Raw genomic sequence first — 18,077 nt, forward strand, 5'->3', positions numbered from 1 at the left:
AGCAGGAGCCGACCGAACCGTGGGGGAAGCTGCGGGCCATCCCCAGAGAAGACCGGAACACCGCATGACTGGCCCGGACTTGATCGGGACACCGCTACGGATGCCCAGAGAAAGGCGGGGCGGCTTTACCGCGGTAAAGCCGCCCCGCTCGACACACACTAGGCGCTACTAACGCACCAATGGTCGTACCGATCTTGAACGTTAGTAAGGTGTCTCTCATGAGTTCTCCAGCCAACGACCGCGAGAAGGTCGTCTCCAAGCTGCCGGGATGGCTCCGGCAGAACCTCAAGGTCAGGGCCGCCCAGCACGGCATCGAGATCCAGGCCGCCGTCGAGCAGGGCATCACCGCATGGTGTGACCTGGCGGCCAGCCTCACGACCATTGACACCAGAGGCGCGGATTCCTTCGCGACCTTCCTTCCTGACGGGCAGTGGGACACCTTCCGGCAGGCTGCGGCCGACCGCGGGGTCTCCCTCATCCAGGGCCTCGCCCAGTCGGTACAGCTGTGGCTCGACACTCACCAGGCACCGGACATCGAGCGGCCCACGATCACCCGGCGCATCATCGTCTGCAACCAGAAGGGCGGTGTCGGCAAGACCGCGATCACAGCCGGGACCGGTGAGGCCCTCGCAGAGAACCCCAATGCCCTGCACCCGGTGCGCATCGCCAAACAGCTGGCGGCCGCGTCCGGGGAAGACGGTCCCCTGGACGTCGAGAACCTGCCCGGCCTCGGACTGCGGGTCCTGCTCGTGGACTTCGACCCTCAGTGTCACCTCACCAATCAACTCGGTGCCACGCCGCTGCCCATGGGTGGCGACAGCCTCACCAATCACATGGCCGGCGACCCGAAGGGCGAACTGCGCGATCTCGTCGTCTCCATCGACGAAGAGGTCTTCGGGGAGCGCCTCCACCTGCTGCCCGCTTGCAGCGACGCCTTCCTCCTGGATGTCCGTCTCTCCGCGGTCCGCGCACGCGAAGCCGCACTGGAGCGGGCACTCGCACCTCTGGAGGCCGACTACGACGTCATCCTGGTCGACTGCCCGCCGAGCCTCGGGCTCAGCATGGACGCCGCCGCCTACTACGGGCGGCGCCGCAACGGCGAGGCGCCCGGCCAGTCCGGGGCGCTGGTCGTGGTGCAGGCCGAAGACAGCAGCGCCGACGCCTACGAGCTTCTCACCGCCCAGTTCGAAGACCTCCGCAGCGACCTCGCCGTGGAGATCGACTACCTCGGCATCGTGGTCAACCTCTACGACTCGCGTCGCGGCTACATCGCGACGTCCTCCCTCCAGGGCTGGGTCGACATAAAGGATCCGCGGGTCGTCGGCCTCATCGGGGATCTGAAGGAACAGAAGGAAGCCGTCCGCATGAAGCGGCCACTGCTCGCGTACGCGCCACGGAGCCAGCAGGCAGTGGCCATGCGGGCGCTCGCCCGGGAGGTCTCATGAGCAAGGCCGGCCAGCTCGGCACCGGACGCTTCGGCGGTGCCCAGGGCGTCAGCGCACGGCGCCAGGCCGTGGCCGCCGCCACGGGAGCCGTCACCGTCGGGGCTTCCGACAGTCGTCTGAGCACCATCCCTCTGGACCAGCTCGTTCCGACCCGCTTCAACCCACGTCGTAACTTCGGCTCCGACAGCGATCTGCTCGACTTCGGGCTGAAGCTGAAGAAGAAGCAGCTCCAGCCGGCCGTCGCCGTCACACGCGAGGCCTATCTCCGGCTCTGGGAGGACGAAGCCGACAACGTCGGCACGGCCCGCTATGTCATCGCCAATGGCGAGCGGCGCTACCGTGCGTCCCTGGCCGCAGGGATCGGCACACTTGAGGTCGTCGTCGATGACGATGTGGCCACATCCCGGGCGGACTTCCTGGACGCGGTTCTCTCCGAGAACAACGACCGCGAGGACCTCGATCCGATTGAGCGCGCGCTCGGCATCCAGACCATGGTCGAGGAGCTCGGCGGCAAGACCAGGGTCGCTGAGCACTACGGCAAGTCCGGTGGCTGGGTGACCCAGCAGATGTATCTGCTCAACCTCGCCCCGGAACTCCAGGCGCTGGTGAGCAACGGGGACCTTCCGGTGCGTGAGACACGGGCCCTGGTGAAGCTTCCTCATGACGAGCAGCTGCGGGCCTGGCAGGACCGTGCGCTGGAACGTGAGGAGGAGAAGGAGCGCCCCAGGGTCCGTCGTTCCACGGAACAGCCGCCGCCACCTCCCGCAGCCGCCGGTTCGTTCTTTACCGCGGTAAAGAACGAACCGAGCCCGCCGGGAGGCAGCGTGGCTCCGCACGTGGGGGAGGACCAGCCGGAGGAGCGGCGGACGGGGGAGGAGCAGCCCGGTGGTACGGCGGAGCCCACTCCGCCCGTGGCCTTCCCGTCTGCTTCTCCTGAGGCACCACCGGCCCCTCAGCCTCGGGCACCTCAGATGCCCGAGGCAGCCCAGGCGCCCCGCACACCTCCGGTACCCCAGGGGTCGGACGTAACCGGGGCACCTCTTCCCGAACCTCGGGTACAGCCCTCGGCGGCCGGTGAGGCCGTGTCACCCTTCGTTCCCAGGGCGGCCGACTCCTCGGTCCCGCCACACCGGCCGCCGATCAAGATGCCCTGGCACGACGGCAAGGCCGTTGCCGAGCTGGTGTTTCGGAAGATGACACCCGAGCAGCGTCAGTCGATGCTGCAGAGGCTCGATGAACTGGAGAAGTCGGCAGTGCCCGACAAACAGCTCTGAAGGCAGTCTCCTGCCCAGGGGCCTCGCTCCCTTCTCCGTTCCCGTTTCTCTTGTCACCGGGACGAGGAGGAAGGACGAAGGACGGAGAACGGAGCGAGGCGGGCTCGGAGGGACCCAACTCCCCGTTTCGGTCCCTGCGCTTCAGTCCCTCCCTTCAGTCCCTCCGTAAAAGTGCAGGTCACAGGCTTGCAAGCGCCCCGAACAAGGGACTGGAGGGACTGAAGGGACTCAAAATCCCAGTTCCTTCTATTACGCGTGCGTGTGTATGCGTGCGCGCAAGTACAGAGGTCTTCTATACCTGAGCGGCTCATAACTGGAACTTTGAGTCCCTTCAGTCCCTCGTTCAGGCCCTGTACACCCTCTGACCTGCACTTTTACTGGAGGGACTGAACAGGGACCGAAGGGGCCCCAGTCCTTCGGTCCCTCCGGCCCGGTCCCTCCAGGCCCCGACACGCCCGGCCGACCGACCGGATCAGCTGCTCGTCCCAAGAAGCGAATGCCCCAACCCCCCAGGCTGCAAAAGGGACTGAAGGGACCGAAGTCGGGAAACGGCTTCACCTGCGGCCAGGGCGCTGATGTAGGCTCTGACCTCATTGGAAAACTCAGTCCCTTCGGTCCCTCGTCTGGCGGTAGCAGCGCTGTGACCTGGTCTTTTGCCGCAGGGACTGAGCAGTCTCTCAGCCCCTCGGCAAGGACGATCAGCGTGCCGCGTCACAGCGAGACCAGCGTTCCCCGCTCCATGGGAACCGCCAGTCCCTACGACGTTGCCCGCTGGTGCGCGGGGAACGGCTGGCCGGTCCACCCGTTGGCCCCCGGCCGCAAGACCCCGGCAGCCAACTGCCCCGCGTGCCGCGAGGAGCCCCACAGCCCGCAGGACTGCCCGTGCCCCTCCGAGGGCCGGTGGTGCCACGGCTTTCACGCGGCGACCACGAACCCCGCCCTGCTGGACGCCTGGTGGGGCAGGAACCCCACGCTCGGGGTCGGGGTCTCCTGCGGACCGGCGGGCCTCGTCGTCCTCGATGTCGATGCGCACTGCGCCGAAGTCCCGGACCGGAACCGGCTCCTGCCCGGCATCCCGATCCACGGAAGCGTCGACCTGGCGGGGCTGGCCTCCGGGTTCGACACCCTCGCTCTCCTGGCCGCCCTCCGGGGCAGGCCCAGCCCCGCGGACGACGACTCGACCCTGCGGGTACGGACCCCGTCCGGCGGGCTGCACGTCTGGTACCGGACGCCCCCCGGAGGGCCGCGGTACCGCTCCTCGGTGGGCTCCAGTCCGAAGGTCGCCCTCGCCTGGCAGGTCGATGTCCGGGCGACCGGCGGCTACATCGTGACCCCCGCCACCCGCACCCCTGCCGGTACGTACAGCCCGGTCGGCCCGGCCCGGCTGCCCGCGCTCCTCCCCGACTGGCTCGCCGTTGAGCTCCAGCGCACGGGACACCCGGTCGACCATCGGCCCGCCCCGGTGCCGGCTCCGAGGCCCGGGACCCTGCGGCCGGGAGCTCCGCGCCCCGCCCGGCAGCGGGCCCACCGGCTCCTGGAGCCGCTCCTCGACCAGGTGAAGGAGTGCGCCGCCGCCCCCGAAGGCACCGCCTTCACCGAGAAGCTCAACCGTGCCGCCTACACGGCCGGGGGCCTGATCGCCTCCGGCCATCTCACCGAGAGCCGTGCACGCGAGCTGCTGACCGAGGCCGCCGATGTCGCCCGGCCGCAGCGAAGCCGCCACAGCTCCGCCGTCATCACCTCTGCCCTGTCCGCCGGTGCGAGCCGGCCGCTCCATTTCAAAGGACGCCCATGAGCAGCGCCGACAGCCCGCGCTTCGACGCTACTGCCGCAGCGCAGCAGATGCTTGATCTCGAAGGCCAGACGGAATACCCCGGTCTGCCCGCCCAGCAGAGAGCCGGCACCGCGGTCGTCCACGAGCCGTCGATCCCCTCGGGCCAACTCCCCGGACTGCTCACCGACCGGGGCAACGCCAAGCTGTTCGCGGTGATGTTCGGCGATCAGTTCCGTCATGTCGAGGGCCTCGGCTGGTACCACTGGGACCAGTACCGCTGGAAGCGCACCGGGGGCGAGAAAGCCGCGGTATGGGCGGCGGGAGACTTGGCCGAGCAGATGCCGGCCACCGACCCGACCGGCCAGTTCAGCGACCGCGAACTCGCTTCCCACCGTCGGCGTTCCATGTCGACGCCGGGCATCAAGGCCATGCTCACCCAGGCCAAGGCCTCGCCCGCCCTGGCCCTGGATCCCGATGTCCTGGACGGCGACCCGTACGCGCTGTGCACCCCGGCCGGGGTCGTCGACCTCCACACCGGCCATCTCCACAAGCCCGACCCGGAAGCCGATATGCACTCCCGGGCCACCAGCGTCGCCCCCGAGGCGATGCCCACCCCCCGCTGGCACCGCTTCCTCCATGACACCTTCGGCGAGGACGCCAAGGGCGCGGAGACCATTCACTTCCTCCATCTGCTCCTCGGCTACTCCGTCACCGGCGACGTCGGCGCGCAGGTGCTGCCCTTCCTCTACGGCACCGGAGCCAACGGCAAGTCCGTACTGCTCGACGTCATGACGCAGATCCTCGGCGACTACGCCCAGGCCGCCCCGCCCGGCTTCCTCATGGAGAAGGGGAAGTTCTCCGAGCACTCCACCGAACTCACCGAGCTCCATGGACGGCGCATCGTCGTGTGCTCCGAGCTGAAACCCAATGACAAGTTCGACGAGTCCCGGGTCAAACTCCTGACCGGCGGCGACCGGATCATGGCCCGGCGCATGAGGCAGGACTTCTTCAGCTTCAACCCCACCCACAAGCTCTGGCTGCTCGGCAACCACCGCCCCGAAGTCGGCACGGGGGGCCACGCCTTCTGGCGCCGGATCCGGCTGATCCCCTTCGAACGCGTCGTTCCCGCCGCTCGTAAGATCGACAACCTGGCCAAGGAACTCGTACAGAGCGAGGGCCCCGGCATCCTGCAGTGGCTCATCGAGGGAGCCCAGCTCTATCTCGACACCCGCGACCCGCTCGCCGGACCCGCGACCGTACGCATCGCCACCGAGGCCTATGCCACCACCGAGGACCACATCGGCCGCTTCCTCGCCGAATGCTGCACCACCGACAACGGGGACCTCCGCGTCGAGCAGGGCCTGTTGTACACCACGTACAGCAGCTGGTGCAGCGCCGGTGAGGGCATCCGCCCGGCCACGGCCCGCGCCTTCGCCACCCGTGTGCGTCAGGAACTCTCCCTTGCCTCGCCCGCCGACATGATGAAGTCCAGCGGCAAGAAGTACTACCCGGGCCTCGGCCTTCTGACCGACGACGAACCCCCGGTCGGCCATGGCTGACCGGAGCACCCGACACAGACCCGCCAACCCGGCCTACCATGGACACGGTGCCCCCACCCGGGATCGTGCTCACCACATCCACCCCGGCCCGCAATCGGCCGTCGACGACGAAAAGGGGCTGCGGCCATGAGCTCGCTGCTGAACGAGAGCGACCTCCGCCACGAGAACGCCGTGGTGTGGCTGGAGAATCCCGACGACCTCGACTATGTACGCCAGGCGCTCGACAAGACCGCCCGCCGCCGCGGCAAGCCACGCTACGAACGCGACGGACGCATGGTCGGTTACACCGAACTCGACGCCCACGCCGAAGCCGACCCCGACAGCGGCCTCCAGCTCCGCCGGGTCTTCTTCCTTCTCCCGCACGACCGCGACGCCAACCCCGAGGGCCCCTACCAGCAGGGCGCCCCCGGCGAAGCCGTCGATCCCCGCACCATCGAACCCAAGCGCGTGGGGGACAAGACTCCGCGTTCCCAGCGCGGCCCCTCCGCGGTGATAGCGGCCCCCAGCACCTGAGCGGGCCGCGGTGAGTCCGGCGAGCGCGGCGACGCGTTCCGGGCTCTCGTCGGTGGTCTCCGCCGCGTCGTACGACACCAGATCGAGGCATGCGTCGAAGCCGGCCCCAGCCTGCCGGCCGGTGCCGGCTCTCCGTTCGACGCGCTGTGCCAGTGGATGCCATGGGTCGCCGCGCGACCCGGCCCGGAAACGGCCGGGAAGAGCGTGGAGACGGGCTTTCGAATGGTGTTCGATTCTTCGTCAGGAACGATCCTAAGGATCGGTGCCGAAAATCGAAGTCTCGTCATTTCGCCTGGAGGTGCGCCTGAGACGCTCCTCCAGGGATGCTGCTGTGACACTCCGGCGGCGCCGGACGGACCCGGTGTCCCGAAGCGAAACGCCGCGCGGAGCGAAACGCGGCTCAGCGCGGGTCAGGTTCGCCCAGCGCGCGGGTCAGGTTCGCCCAGTGTGGGTCAGGCTTCGCTGCCCTCGTCCTGGAGCGCCTTCTTTTCCTTCTTGTCCTTCTCGCTCTTCTTGCCCTGGTTCGCCTCGGTCTCGATGGTGCCGTCCAGGTTGATGCCACGGAAGACCATCCAGACGGTCAGCACGCCTCCGCTGACCACGCCCATGTCGGCGATGTTGAAGACGGCCCAGTGCGGGAGCTGGATCCAGTCGACGACCTCGCCCCGGAAGGGGGACGGCGGACGGAAGATGCGATCCACCAGATTTCCTGCGGCGCCGCCGATCAGGAGCCCGAAGATCGCTTCCCAGGAGGGCACGCGGATACGGCGGGAAATCCAGAGCATGCCGATGATGACGACCAGTTTTGCCGTGGAGAAGATCCAGGTCGAGCCCTCGCCGAGGGAGAATGCGGCCCCTGAATTGTTGATGAGCGTGAACTTCAGGAACCCGCCCAGGTAACTCTCGGGTGCCGCCGGAGAATAGTTCGCCAAAGCGATCTGCTTGGTGATCACATCCACGATCATCAGCAATGCGGCCACGGCGGCCATGAGGACGAATCGTGGGCGTTTCACTTTGCCTGCTTCACTCATCATCCCGTTACTCCCCGAGGTTCTTCCGTACGCACATCTCTGCTTGCTCCGCATTTGCTGTTCTTCGGAAATCGGCATCGCGGAGCGTGGATGCAGGATACAGCGGTCCGCATAGATTACCGGACGTTCCCGGCCTCCGCCGTCGAGCCGCATACCACTTCACCCTCTCTTTGCGCTGAGCGAATCCCGTGCATCTTTTTTGGTCAAGATCCGGAAGCACCGGCCGACGCCGAAGAGGGGAAATAAGGAGAGAACCGGGCATCGTGACATGGCGTCCGTGTGCGGGACTACGGAAATTATCCAGATAATGAGCCCCTTGGTGTGACCGATGCGGTCATCTGCCCAGGTGGCTCGAAATCATCCCTGGCGGTTTGTCAACCCGTGCTTTGTGCTGGGGCGGCATGGCAGTGTCACTCACGTCACGGTCTGCATATGTCACACGAACTGGACCGTCCGGTCCGGTCGGCGTATTCGCCTTCCTGGCGCGGCTTTCTCGGCCTCAGGGCAAGTGCCGAGGAACCATCAGTAGGTACGGGTGCACGGGGGCACCTACAGCGCAGTAGATCCCGTCGTGCACTCGCTCGCACCGCGTACCACCAGAGGACCGTGCTGTAGCGACATCCGACATTCCATATCCGGTATCCGGTGGGCCACCGACATGCTGCCCCCGCTGGATCGCCAGGCCGAAAAGGGACCTAGTGACTGAGCCGCGCGGCGTGACCGAATTGCGCCCACAGAATTCCGATTCCGCTTCCGACCGACGCCTGGCCTCGGATGACCATATCGCAGTGGTCGGACTGTCGTGTCGACTGCCGCAGGCCGTGGACCCGGGCGAATTCTGGCAGCTGCTCTCCCAGGGCAGGAGCGCGATCGGTGAGGTTCCGGCGTCGCGCGGATACCCCGACGCCGATGCGCCGGGGGCGTCCGGCGGATGGACCGAGGGACAGCTCCGCAGCGCGCGGTTCGGCGGCTTCCTGGAGAACGTCGAAGAGTTCGACGCGGAGTTCTTCGGCATCTCGCCGAAGGAGGCCGCCGCGATGGACCCGCAGCAGCGACTCGCCCTGGAGCTGAGCTGGGAGGCGCTGGAGGACGCCGGGATCGTGTCCGGTCAGGAACACGACGGTACGACCGGGGTGTTCATCGGGGCGGCGTCCCACGACTACGCGCTGCTGCTGGACCGTTCGGGACCCGCGGCCAGGACCCCGCACGCCGTTCCGGGGAACCAGCGGGGCATCATCGCCAACCGGATCTCCTATGTGCTCGGACTGCGCGGACCGAGCCTGACCGTCGACGCGGGCCAGGCATCGTCGCTGGCCACCGTCCACATGGCCTGCGAGAGCCTGCGCAGCGGTGAGTCGGCGCTCGCCCTCGCCGGCGGTGTGCATCTGAACCTCGTGCCCGAGCCCGCCTTCGGGATGGCCGGGCTCGGCGCGCTCTCTCCCGATGGCCGGTGCCACACCTTCGACGCGCGGGCCAACGGCTACGTACGCGGCGAGGGAGGAGCGGTCGTCGTCCTCAAACCGCTCTCGCGGGCCCTGGCGGACGGCGACCGGGTGTACTGCGTCGTACGCGGCAGCGCCGTCAACAACGACGGCGGCGGCGACGGCCTCATGGTCCCCACCCGGGCCGGGCAGGAAGACGTCGTGCGGCTCGCCCAGCAGCGCGCCGGCATAGGTCCTGACCAGGTGCAGTACGTGGAACTCCACGGCACCGGCACCAAGGTCGGCGACCCGGTCGAGGCGGCGGCCCTGGGCGCGGTCATCGGCGGTGCGCGGACCCTCGGGCAGCCGCTCCTCGTCGGCTCGGTGAAGACCAACATCGGACATCTCGAAGCGGCCGCGGGCGTGGTCGGCCTGGTCAAGACTGCGCTGTGCATCCAGCACCGCCGACTCGTACCCAGCCTGAACTTCGAGACGCCGCACCCCGACATCCCGCTGGACGAGTGGAACCTGCGGGTGCTGACGGACTGCGAGACATGGACGGCCCCCGAAGGGCCGCTGATCGCAGGGGTGAGCTCCTTCGGCATGGGCGGCACCAACTGCCATGTGGTGGTGGCGGATGCGCCCGTGCCCGGCACCACCGGGGGAGCGGCGGCCCCCGACCGGCCCGCGGCCTCGGAAGCGGCGGCCGAGGGCCCCGTGCCCTGGGTCCTTTCGGGGCGCACCGCTCCGGCCCTGCGCGGGCAGGCGGAACGGCTCCGGGAGTTCACCGCTTCCTCCGGCCCGCTCCCCGCCGACATCGCGCACTCGCTCGCCACCACGCGCGCCGGATGGGAACACCGCGCCGTGGTGATCGCCGCGGACCCCGCGGAGCGTGACCGCGCGCTGGCCGCCCTCGCCGCGGACACCGCCGACGACGCGCTCGTCCAAGGCACGGTCCGCGACCCGGGCGGCATCGTCTTCGTCTTCCCCGGCCAGGGATCGCAATGGCCCGGCATGGCACAGGAGCTTCTGGTCTCCTCTCCCGTCTTCCGCGAACGGATCGCCCTGTGCGAGCGCGCGTTGGCGCCGTTCGTCGACTGGTCGCTGCTCGACGTGCTGACCGAGGCGCCGGACGCCCCGCCGCTCGACCGCGTCGATGTCGTACAGCCCACGCTGTGGGCCGTCGCGGTCGCGCTGGCCGAGGTGTGGCGGTCGTACGGCGTCAGCCCCGACGCGGTGGTGGGGCACTCCCAGGGGGAGATCGCGGCCGCGTACGTCGCGGGCGCGCTGACCCTGGACGATGCGGCGAAGCTGGTCGCGCTGCGGAGCAAGGCCCTGGGCCTGCTGTCCGGCACCGGGGCGATGGCCACGATCTCGCTCCCGGTCGAGCAGGTGCGCGCCCGTACGGCCGACGGACCGTCGGCGCCCGGTACCGACGGTGCGCGCGTCGAGGTCGCGGCCGTCAACGGCCCCTTCTCCACGGTGGTTTCGGGCCCGGCACGGGCCGTCGAGGAACTGGTGGCGGCCTACGAGGCCGAGGGCGTCTGGGCACGGATGATTCCGGTCGACTACGCCTCGCACTCCCGTGACGTCGCCGTCCTCCGCGACCGCCTCCTGACGGACTTCGCCGACATCGCACCGCGCGCCGCGGACCTGGCGTTCTACTCGACGGTGACCGGTGGTGCGCTCGACACGGCGGAGCTGACCGCCGAGTACTGGTACGAGAACCTGCGTCGGCCCGTACAGCTGGAGACCGCGACCCGGGCCCTCGCCGGTCAGGGCCACCACACGTTCGTCGAGGTCAGCCCGCATGCGGTACTGACCCCGGCACTCCAGCAGACCCTGGCCGACGTGGAAGCCGCCGGGTCGGCCGCGGCGGTGCAGCCGGTGCGTACCACGGTCGTCGGCACCCTGCGGCGCGGCGAGGGCGGCCGGCGCCGGCTGCTGACCTCGTTGGCCCACCTCCATGTGCACGGTGTGGAGGTGGACTGGCGTGCGGCGTTCGCGGACCGGCCGACGCGCCGGGTCGCCCTGCCCACGTACCGCTTCCAGCGCCGACGTCACTGGCTGGACACCGGCGGCGGCGAGGCCCCCGCCGAACTGCCGTTCTGGGAAGCGGTGGAGAGCGCCGATGTCGCCGCGCTGGCCGACACCCTCGGGATGGGGCCGGAGCAGCACACCGCACTGCGGGACGTGCTGCCCTCCCTGTCGAACTGGCGCAAGGAGCACCTGCGGCCCACCCCCGGGACATCTGCGGTCCCCGGCCCGAGCGCCGGTCCGGGGACACTGCCGGAGAAGGACGGGGACGAGTACGGCCGCCGGGTCCGGGCGATGGGCCAGGAGGAACTGCTGGCACTCGTACGTGCGGAGGCCGCGACCGTGCTCGGGCACCCGAGCCCGCAGACCGTGGACATCGCCCGGACGTTCAAGGACCAGGGATTCGACTCCGTGGGCGCGGTCCAGTTCCTGGAGCGGCTGAGCGCCGCGACCGGGCTGTCCCTTTCCCCCACGCTGATCTTCAACCACCCGACGGCCGCCCGGCTCGCGGAGCAGCTGCGCGTGGAGGCCGGGGGCGCCATCGGGGAAGGGGAGAAGCCCGGACTTGAGGCCCTCTCCGACACCGAACCGATCGCGGTGGTGGGTATGGCGTGTCGTTTTCCGGGGGGTGTGGGTTCTCCGGAGGATTTGTGGGAGTTGGTGCGGGAGGGCCGGGATGCGGTGTCGGGGTTTCCGACGGGTCGGGGGTGGGATCTGGAGGAGTTGTACGATCCGGATCCGGATCCGTCGGTGACGGGGAAGGTGTATGCGTCGGGTGGTGGGTTCCTGCATGAGGCGGACCGGTTCGATGCGGGGTTCTTCGGGATCAGTCCGGTGGAGGCGGCCGCGATGGATCCGCAGCAGCGGTTGCTGTTGGAGAACGCGTGGGAGGCGGTGGAGCGGGCGGGGATCGATCCGGCCTCGCTGCGCGGCAGCGACACCGGAGTCTTCACCGGCCTGATGCAGGTCGGCTACGCGCCGCGGCGCGTGCCCGCCGAGTTCGAGGGACACATCCTCACCGGTAACGAGGGCAGTGTCGCGTCGGGTCGTATCGCTTACACGTTGGGGTTGGAGGGGCCTGCCGTGTCGGTGGACACGGCGTGTTCTTCGTCGTTGGTGGCGATTCATCTGGCGGTGCAGTCGTTGCGCAAGGGTGAGTGTGCGATGGCGTTGGCCGGTGGGGTGACGGTGATGGCGACGCCGCGGACGTTGGTGGAGTTCAGCCGACGGCGGGGGTTGTCGCCGGATGGTCGGTGTCGTGCGTTCGCGGAGTCGGCGCAGGGGACGGGGTTCTCCGAGGGCAGTGGGCTGTTGTTGCTGGAGCCGTTGTCGCGTGCGCGGGCGAACGGGCATCGGGTGGTGGCGGTGATCCGTGGTTCGGCGACGAATCAGGACGGTGCGAGCAATGGCCTGACCGCGCCGCATGGTCCTTCGCAGGAGCGGGTGATCCGTTCGGCGTTGGGGGATGCGAATCTTGCGCCGGGCGACGTCGATGTCATCGAGGCGCATGGCACGGGGACGGTGCTGGGTGATCCGATCGAGGCGCAGGCGCTGCTGAACACGTATGGGAGGGACCGGGCTTCGGACAGTCCGGCGTATCTGGGGTCGTTGAAGTCGAACATCGGGCATACCCAGGCCGCGGCGGGTGTGGGCGGTGTGATCAAGATGATCATGGCGATGGAGAACGGCACCCTTCCACCGACACTGCATGTGGACGCGCCGACCTCGCAGGTCGACTGGGGGCAGGGGCAGCTTCGGTTGCTGACCGAGTCGGTGCCGTGGCCGGAGCGGGACCGGCCCCGACGGGCCGGCGTCTCCTCGTTCGGGGTGAGTGGCACCAACGCCCACCTCATCCTCGAACAAGCCGCCCCGGAAGAGATCGAAGAAGCCGAAAGTGCGGATCAGCCGGAAGCCGGCAGCCGTTCCGTTCCGTGGGTGCTGTCCGGGAAGACGCCGCAGGCGCTCCAGGACCAGGCGGCCCGACTCGCCGCCCATCTCGAAGCCCGTCCCGGGCTGCGTCCCGTCGACATCGGGCACACCCTGGCCACCGCACGGACCCGCTTCGCCCACCGGGCCGTCATCACCGCCCGGGACCCGCACGCCGCACTCCACGCACTCACCGACGACACACCCCACCCGGACCTGATCCTGACCACCCGTGAACCGGGGGCGGGGGCGCCCGAGGTCGCGTTCCTCTTCACCGGTCAGGGTGCGCAACGGCTCGGCATGGGGCAGGAGTTGTACCGGTCGTCGCCGGTGTTCGCCGCGGCGTTCGACGCCGTGTGTGCGGAACTCGACCAGAGGCTGCCGCGGGCGTTGCACGGAGTGGTCTTCGGGACGGATGCCGAGCTGCTGAACCGGACGCTGTACACCCAGGCGTCGCTGTTCGCGGTGGAGACGGCGCTGTTCCGGCTCATGGAGCACTACGGGCTGCGGCCCGGGTTCCTCCTGGGGCACTCCATCGGCGAGGTCGCGGCCGCCCACGTCTCCGGCGTGCTCTCCCTCAAGGACGCGGCCGTGCTGGTGGCGGCGCGGGGCCGGTTGATGGAGGCGGCGCGTGACGACGGTGCGATGGTCGCCGTACAGGCCCGCGAGGACGAGGTACTGGCCGCGCTGGAGGAGTACGGCGACCGGCTCTCGGTGGCCGCGGTCAACGGACCGGAGTCGGTGGTCGTCTCCGGCGACGCGGACGCCGCCGACGAGGTCGCGGCCCGCTTCGCCCGTACCGGACGCAAGGTCAAGCGGCTGACGGTCAGCCACGCGTTCCACTCGGCGCACATGGACAGTGCGTTGGAGGAGTTCGGCGAGGTGCTTCAGGGGCTGCGTTTCGACCAGCCGCGCATCCCCGTCGTGTCGAACGTGACGGGCCGCCCGGCCACCGCCGACGAGCTGTGCTCGCCCGCCTACTGGGTGACACACGTCCGGCAGCCGGTCCGTTTCTCCGACGGCATGGCGACGCTGGCGGGGCTGGGCGTGACCCTGTACGTCGAGCTGGGCCCCGACGGCGTACTGACCGGCATGGCACAGACCTGCCTGAGTGACACCGGAGCGGACGCGGGCGTCGTCGCCGTGCCGGCCCTCCGGGCCCGGCGCGGCGAGGAACAGACCGTGGAGACGGTCCTCGCGCACGCCCTGGCGCTCGGGGCCGCGCTCGACGTCCCGGCGGTCTTCCCCGGAGCCGCGTCGGTGGACCTGCCCACGTACGCCTTCCAGCAGGAGTCCTACTGGATGGACGAGGCGCCCGCCTCCGATGTGTCCTCGGCCGGGCTCGACGGTGTGGAACATCCCCTGCTGGGCGCCGCGGTCCCGCGCCCCGACGGCCGGGGGTGGCTGTTCACCGGCCGGATCTCGCCGCGTACGCATCCCTGGCTGGCCGACCACACCATCGGGGAGGCCGTCCTGCTGCCCGGGACCGCCTTCGTCGACCTGGTGACGGAGGCGAGCGGCCGCGTCGGCGCCGGTCCGGTGGAAGAACTCACCCTCGCGGCGCCCCTCGTCCTCGAACCCGATACGGCCGTCAACCTCCATGTGGAGGTCGAGGCCCTGGACGAGGGCGGATGGGCGGTGACGGTCCATTCGCGTGCCTCCGACGACGATCCGGGGAACGCGGCGGGGGGCGGCTGGACGCTCCACGCCTCCGGCGCGCTGACGAGCGGCGGAGCGGACGACAGGCCGCCGCTGCCGGACGTCCGGCTTCCCGAAACCGCGAAGCCGGTGGAGGTGGCCCCGCTCTACGCCGACCTCGCCGCGACCGGCTACGTCTACGGACCGGCCTTCCAGGGGGTCACCGCCGCGTGGCGCGACGGAGCCGACCTCTACGCCGACCTCCGCCTCCCCGACGGGCTCGACCCCGCCGGTCACGGGGTGCACCCCGCCCTCCTGGACGCCGCCCTGCACCTGCTGGTGCTGGACGCCACCGAGGTGCGGCTGCCGTTCGCCTGGGCCGGGATCACCGTGCGCGCCACGGGTGCCACCGTGGCCAGGGCACGTCTGCGGCCGACCGGCCCGGACGCGGTGTCGATCGTGCTGGCGGACCCCTCGGGCGCGTCGATCGCCGAGGTGGAGTCCCTGACCCTGCGCGCCTTCGCCCCGGGACGCCTGTCCGGGGCCGGGGGCGAGCACAGGTCGCTGTTCCGGCTGGACTGGACGGAGATCTCCCGGCTCGACGCCCCGGGCACGGCGGAGCCCGTGACCGTGGCCGTCATCGCCTCCGGTCTCCCGGACGCCGCAGGCGCGGTCGCCCATCCGGATCTGCTCTCCCTGGAGCGTTCCGTGGCGGAGGGCGCGGCCCTGCCCTCGGCCGTGCTCGTGCCCTGCCTGCGGGACCCGGCCGCCGACCCGGCCGCCGACGCGCACGCGGCGACGCGCCGGACGCTGGAGCTCGTCCAGCAGTGGCTGGCCTCGGAATCACCGGTGACCGATGCCCCGATGGTGGTGCTCACACGGGGCGCGACGGCCGTCGGTGACGGCGAGGCGGTCACCGACGTGGCGATGGCGTCCCTGTGGGGGCTGGTGCGTTCGGCGCAGGCCGAGCACCCGGACCGCTTCGTACTGCTCGACGTCGACGATCACCGTCGGCCGGCCGGTGAACCCGGGCTGCTGCGTGCGGTGCTGTCCGCGGTGCGGGAGGGCGGCGAGTCCCAACTGGCCGTGCGCGGCGGGGCGGTTCATGCCGCCCGGCTGGTCCGGAACTCCCGGAAGGGGGTGCTGGCGGTGCCCGAGGGCGAGGCCGCCTGGCGGATGGAGGTGTCGCCCGACGGCTCGCTCGACGGTCTGGCCCTCCGGGCCCACCCCGAGTCGTCGGCACCGCTGGAGCCCGGCCACGTACGGATCGCCGTACGCGCCGCCGGACTGAACTTCCGCGATGCGCTGAACGCCCTGGGGCTCTATCCCGGCGAGGCCGGGCCGCCCGGAATCGAGGGCGCGGGCGTGGTCATGGAGGTCGCACCCGATGTACGGGACCTGGCACCGGGCGACCGTGTGATGGGGCTGCTGACGGGTGCGTTCGGACCGGTCGCGGTCGTGGACCACCGGATGCTGGTCCGGATGCCGGACGGCTGGACGTTCGCCAGGGCGGCATCGGTGCCCGCCGTGTTCCTGACGGCGTACCACGCCCTGATGGACCTCGGCGCGCTGCGGCGGGGCGAGCGTCTGCTGGTGCACGCGGCCGCGGGCGGCGTCGGCATGGCGGCCGTGCAGCTGGCGCGTCACCTGGGCGCGGAGGTGTTCGGCACCGCGAGTTCCGGCAAGTGGGAGACCCTGCGTTCGCTGGGGCTCGACGACCGGCACATCGCCTCCTCCCGCGATCTCGCCTTCGAGCAGAGCTTCGGCCGGGAGGTGGGGGAGAGCGGCTTCGACGTGGTGCTGAACTCCCTGGCCAACGAGTTCGTGGATGCGTCGCTGCGGCTGCTGCGGCCGGGCGGCCGGTTCCTGGAGATGGGCAAGACGGACATCCGCGAGCCCGAGTCGCTGCCCGGGGTGTCCTACCAGTCGTTCGATCTGACCTGGGTCTCCCCGGACCGTATCCAGCAGATGCTGGTCGCGCTCGTCGAGCTGTTCGACAGCGGTGTGCTGGAGACCCTGCCGGTCGCGGTGTGGGACATCCGGCGCGCCCAGGAGGCGTTCCGCCACATCAGCCAGGCCCGCCACATCGGCAAGGTCGTCCTGACCCTGCCCAGCGCTCCCGCCCCTGGGGGGACGGTGCTGGTCACGGGGGGTACGGGGACGTTGGGTGCGTTGGTGGCGCGTCATCTGGTGGTGCGGTACGGGGTGAGGCGGTTGTTGCTGACGAGTCGTCGTGGGCCGGGTGCCGTGGGTGCGGAGTCGTTGCGGAAGGAGCTTGTGGGGCTGGGTGCGGAGGTGACGATCGCCGCGTGTGATGTGGCGGATCGTGGTGCGCTGGCGGGGTTGCTGGCTTCGGTTCCGGTGGAGCATCCGTTGACGGCGGTGGTGCATACGGCGGGTGTCACGGACGACACGACGGTGGAGGCGTTGTCGCCGGAGCGGTTGGCGGCGGTGCTGCGGCCGAAGGTGGACGCGGCGTGGCATCTGCATGAGTTGACGCGTGGGCTGGATCTGTCGGCGTTCGTGTTGTACTCGTCGGTCGCGGGGCTCTTCGGGAACGCGGGGCAGGCCAACTACGCGGCGGCCAACACGTTCCTGGACGCCCTGGCCCAGCACCGCACCGCGCACGGACTGCCCGCCACCTCCCTCGCCTGGGGACTCTGGGAAGAGAGCAGCCCGCTCTCGGGGCACCTGGACCGCGGCGACCTGGACCGGCTGGAGCGTTCCGGGATCGGGGCGCTCTCCACGGACCAGGGCATGGAGCTGTTCGACGCGTCATGGCAGACGCCCGAGGCCCTGGTGGCACCCCTGCCACTCGATCTGAAGCGGCTCCGGGCCGACGCGGCCTCGGCCGACGGCACATCGGCCGTACCGGCGGTGCTGCGGGAACTCGTACGCGTTCCCGTGCGCCGGGCCCCGGCCGCTCCCGCCGCGGCCTCGGCGGCCGCCTCCTGGCCCGAGCGGCTGCGGCCGCTCTCCGAGGAGAGCCGACGGGAGACGCTCGGCGAAGTGGTACGGGCGGAGGTCGCCGCCGTGCTCGGACACCCGAAGCCCGAAGGCATCGACGTCACCGCCGAGTTCAAGAACCTCGGGTTCGACTCACTGACCTCCGTGGAACTGCGCAACCGGCTGAACAGGGTGACCGGACTGCGGCTGCCCGCCACGCTGATCTTCGACCACCCCACCCCTGAAGCGGTCGTGAACCACTTCCTGGCGACCCTCGTGCCCGCGGAGGCCGCCGCGGACATCCGCATCCTTGAGGACGCCGACCGGATGGACGCGGCGATGTCCGCCTTCACCGGGGACAGCAGGACCCACGCACGGATCTCCGCCCGTCTGGAAGCGCTGCTGCGCAAGTGGAACTCCGTACAAGGCTCCTCCGCCGGGCTCGGCGACGACCTGGAATCAATGTCCGACGACGACCTGTTCGACGCCCTCGACGACGAACTCTCGCGCTGA

The 18,077-nt window shown here is 70.1% G+C and carries 7 protein-coding genes; 6 read left to right on the top strand and 1 reads right to left on the bottom strand.

The genetic code is table 11. The features are described from left to right. Positions 1–218 precede the first annotated feature (218 nt). The 5 genes from ACFVFH_RS29265 (at position 219) to ACFVFH_RS29285 (ending at position 6,565) form a co-directional block, all read left to right on the top strand. Positions 219–1,445: a ParA family protein gene (locus ACFVFH_RS29265; RefSeq protein WP_383774045.1), complete on the top strand. Its 1,227-nt coding sequence runs from the start codon at positions 219–221 to the stop codon at positions 1,443–1,445. Beyond that, positions 1,442–2,719 carry a ParB/RepB/Spo0J family partition protein gene (locus ACFVFH_RS29270; RefSeq protein WP_383774048.1) on the top strand — a complete coding sequence of 426 codons (1,278 nt, stop codon included), beginning with the start codon at positions 1,442–1,444 and terminating at the stop codon, positions 2,717–2,719. Before ACFVFH_RS29265 ends, ACFVFH_RS29270 begins: the two co-directional genes overlap by 4 nt. 739 nt (positions 2,720–3,458) lie before the next feature. Next, entirely contained in the window at positions 3,459–4,514 is a 1,056-nt protein-coding gene (locus ACFVFH_RS29275; RefSeq protein WP_383774103.1) for a bifunctional DNA primase/polymerase, read from the top strand. After that, positions 4,511–6,052: a phage/plasmid primase, P4 family gene (locus ACFVFH_RS29280; RefSeq protein ID WP_383774050.1), complete on the top strand. Its 1,542-nt coding sequence runs from the start codon at positions 4,511–4,513 to the stop codon at positions 6,050–6,052. Before ACFVFH_RS29275 ends, ACFVFH_RS29280 begins: the two co-directional genes overlap by 4 nt. A gap of 126 nt (positions 6,053–6,178) precedes the next feature. Further along, positions 6,179–6,565, top strand: coding sequence for a DUF6009 family protein (locus ACFVFH_RS29285; protein ID WP_383774052.1), 387 nt, complete (start codon positions 6,179–6,181; stop codon positions 6,563–6,565). 452 nt (positions 6,566–7,017) lie between these two features. On the opposite strand, the gene ACFVFH_RS29290 is transcribed toward ACFVFH_RS29285, so the two are convergent. Then, complete coding sequence (locus ACFVFH_RS29290; RefSeq protein ID WP_383774054.1) at positions 7,018–7,554, bottom strand: signal peptidase II; 537 nt, start codon at positions 7,552–7,554, stop codon at positions 7,018–7,020. 830 nt (positions 7,555–8,384) lie between these two features. On the opposite strand from ACFVFH_RS29290, the gene ACFVFH_RS29295 reads away from it, so the two are divergent. Next, complete coding sequence (locus tag ACFVFH_RS29295) at positions 8,385–18,077, top strand: type I polyketide synthase (protein ID WP_383774056.1); 9,693 nt, start codon at positions 8,385–8,387, stop codon at positions 18,075–18,077.

Origin of the sequence: Streptomyces sp. NPDC057697, assembly GCF_042799335.1 — a bacterium.
Classification (GTDB): domain Bacteria; phylum Actinomycetota; class Actinomycetes; order Streptomycetales; family Streptomycetaceae; genus Streptomyces.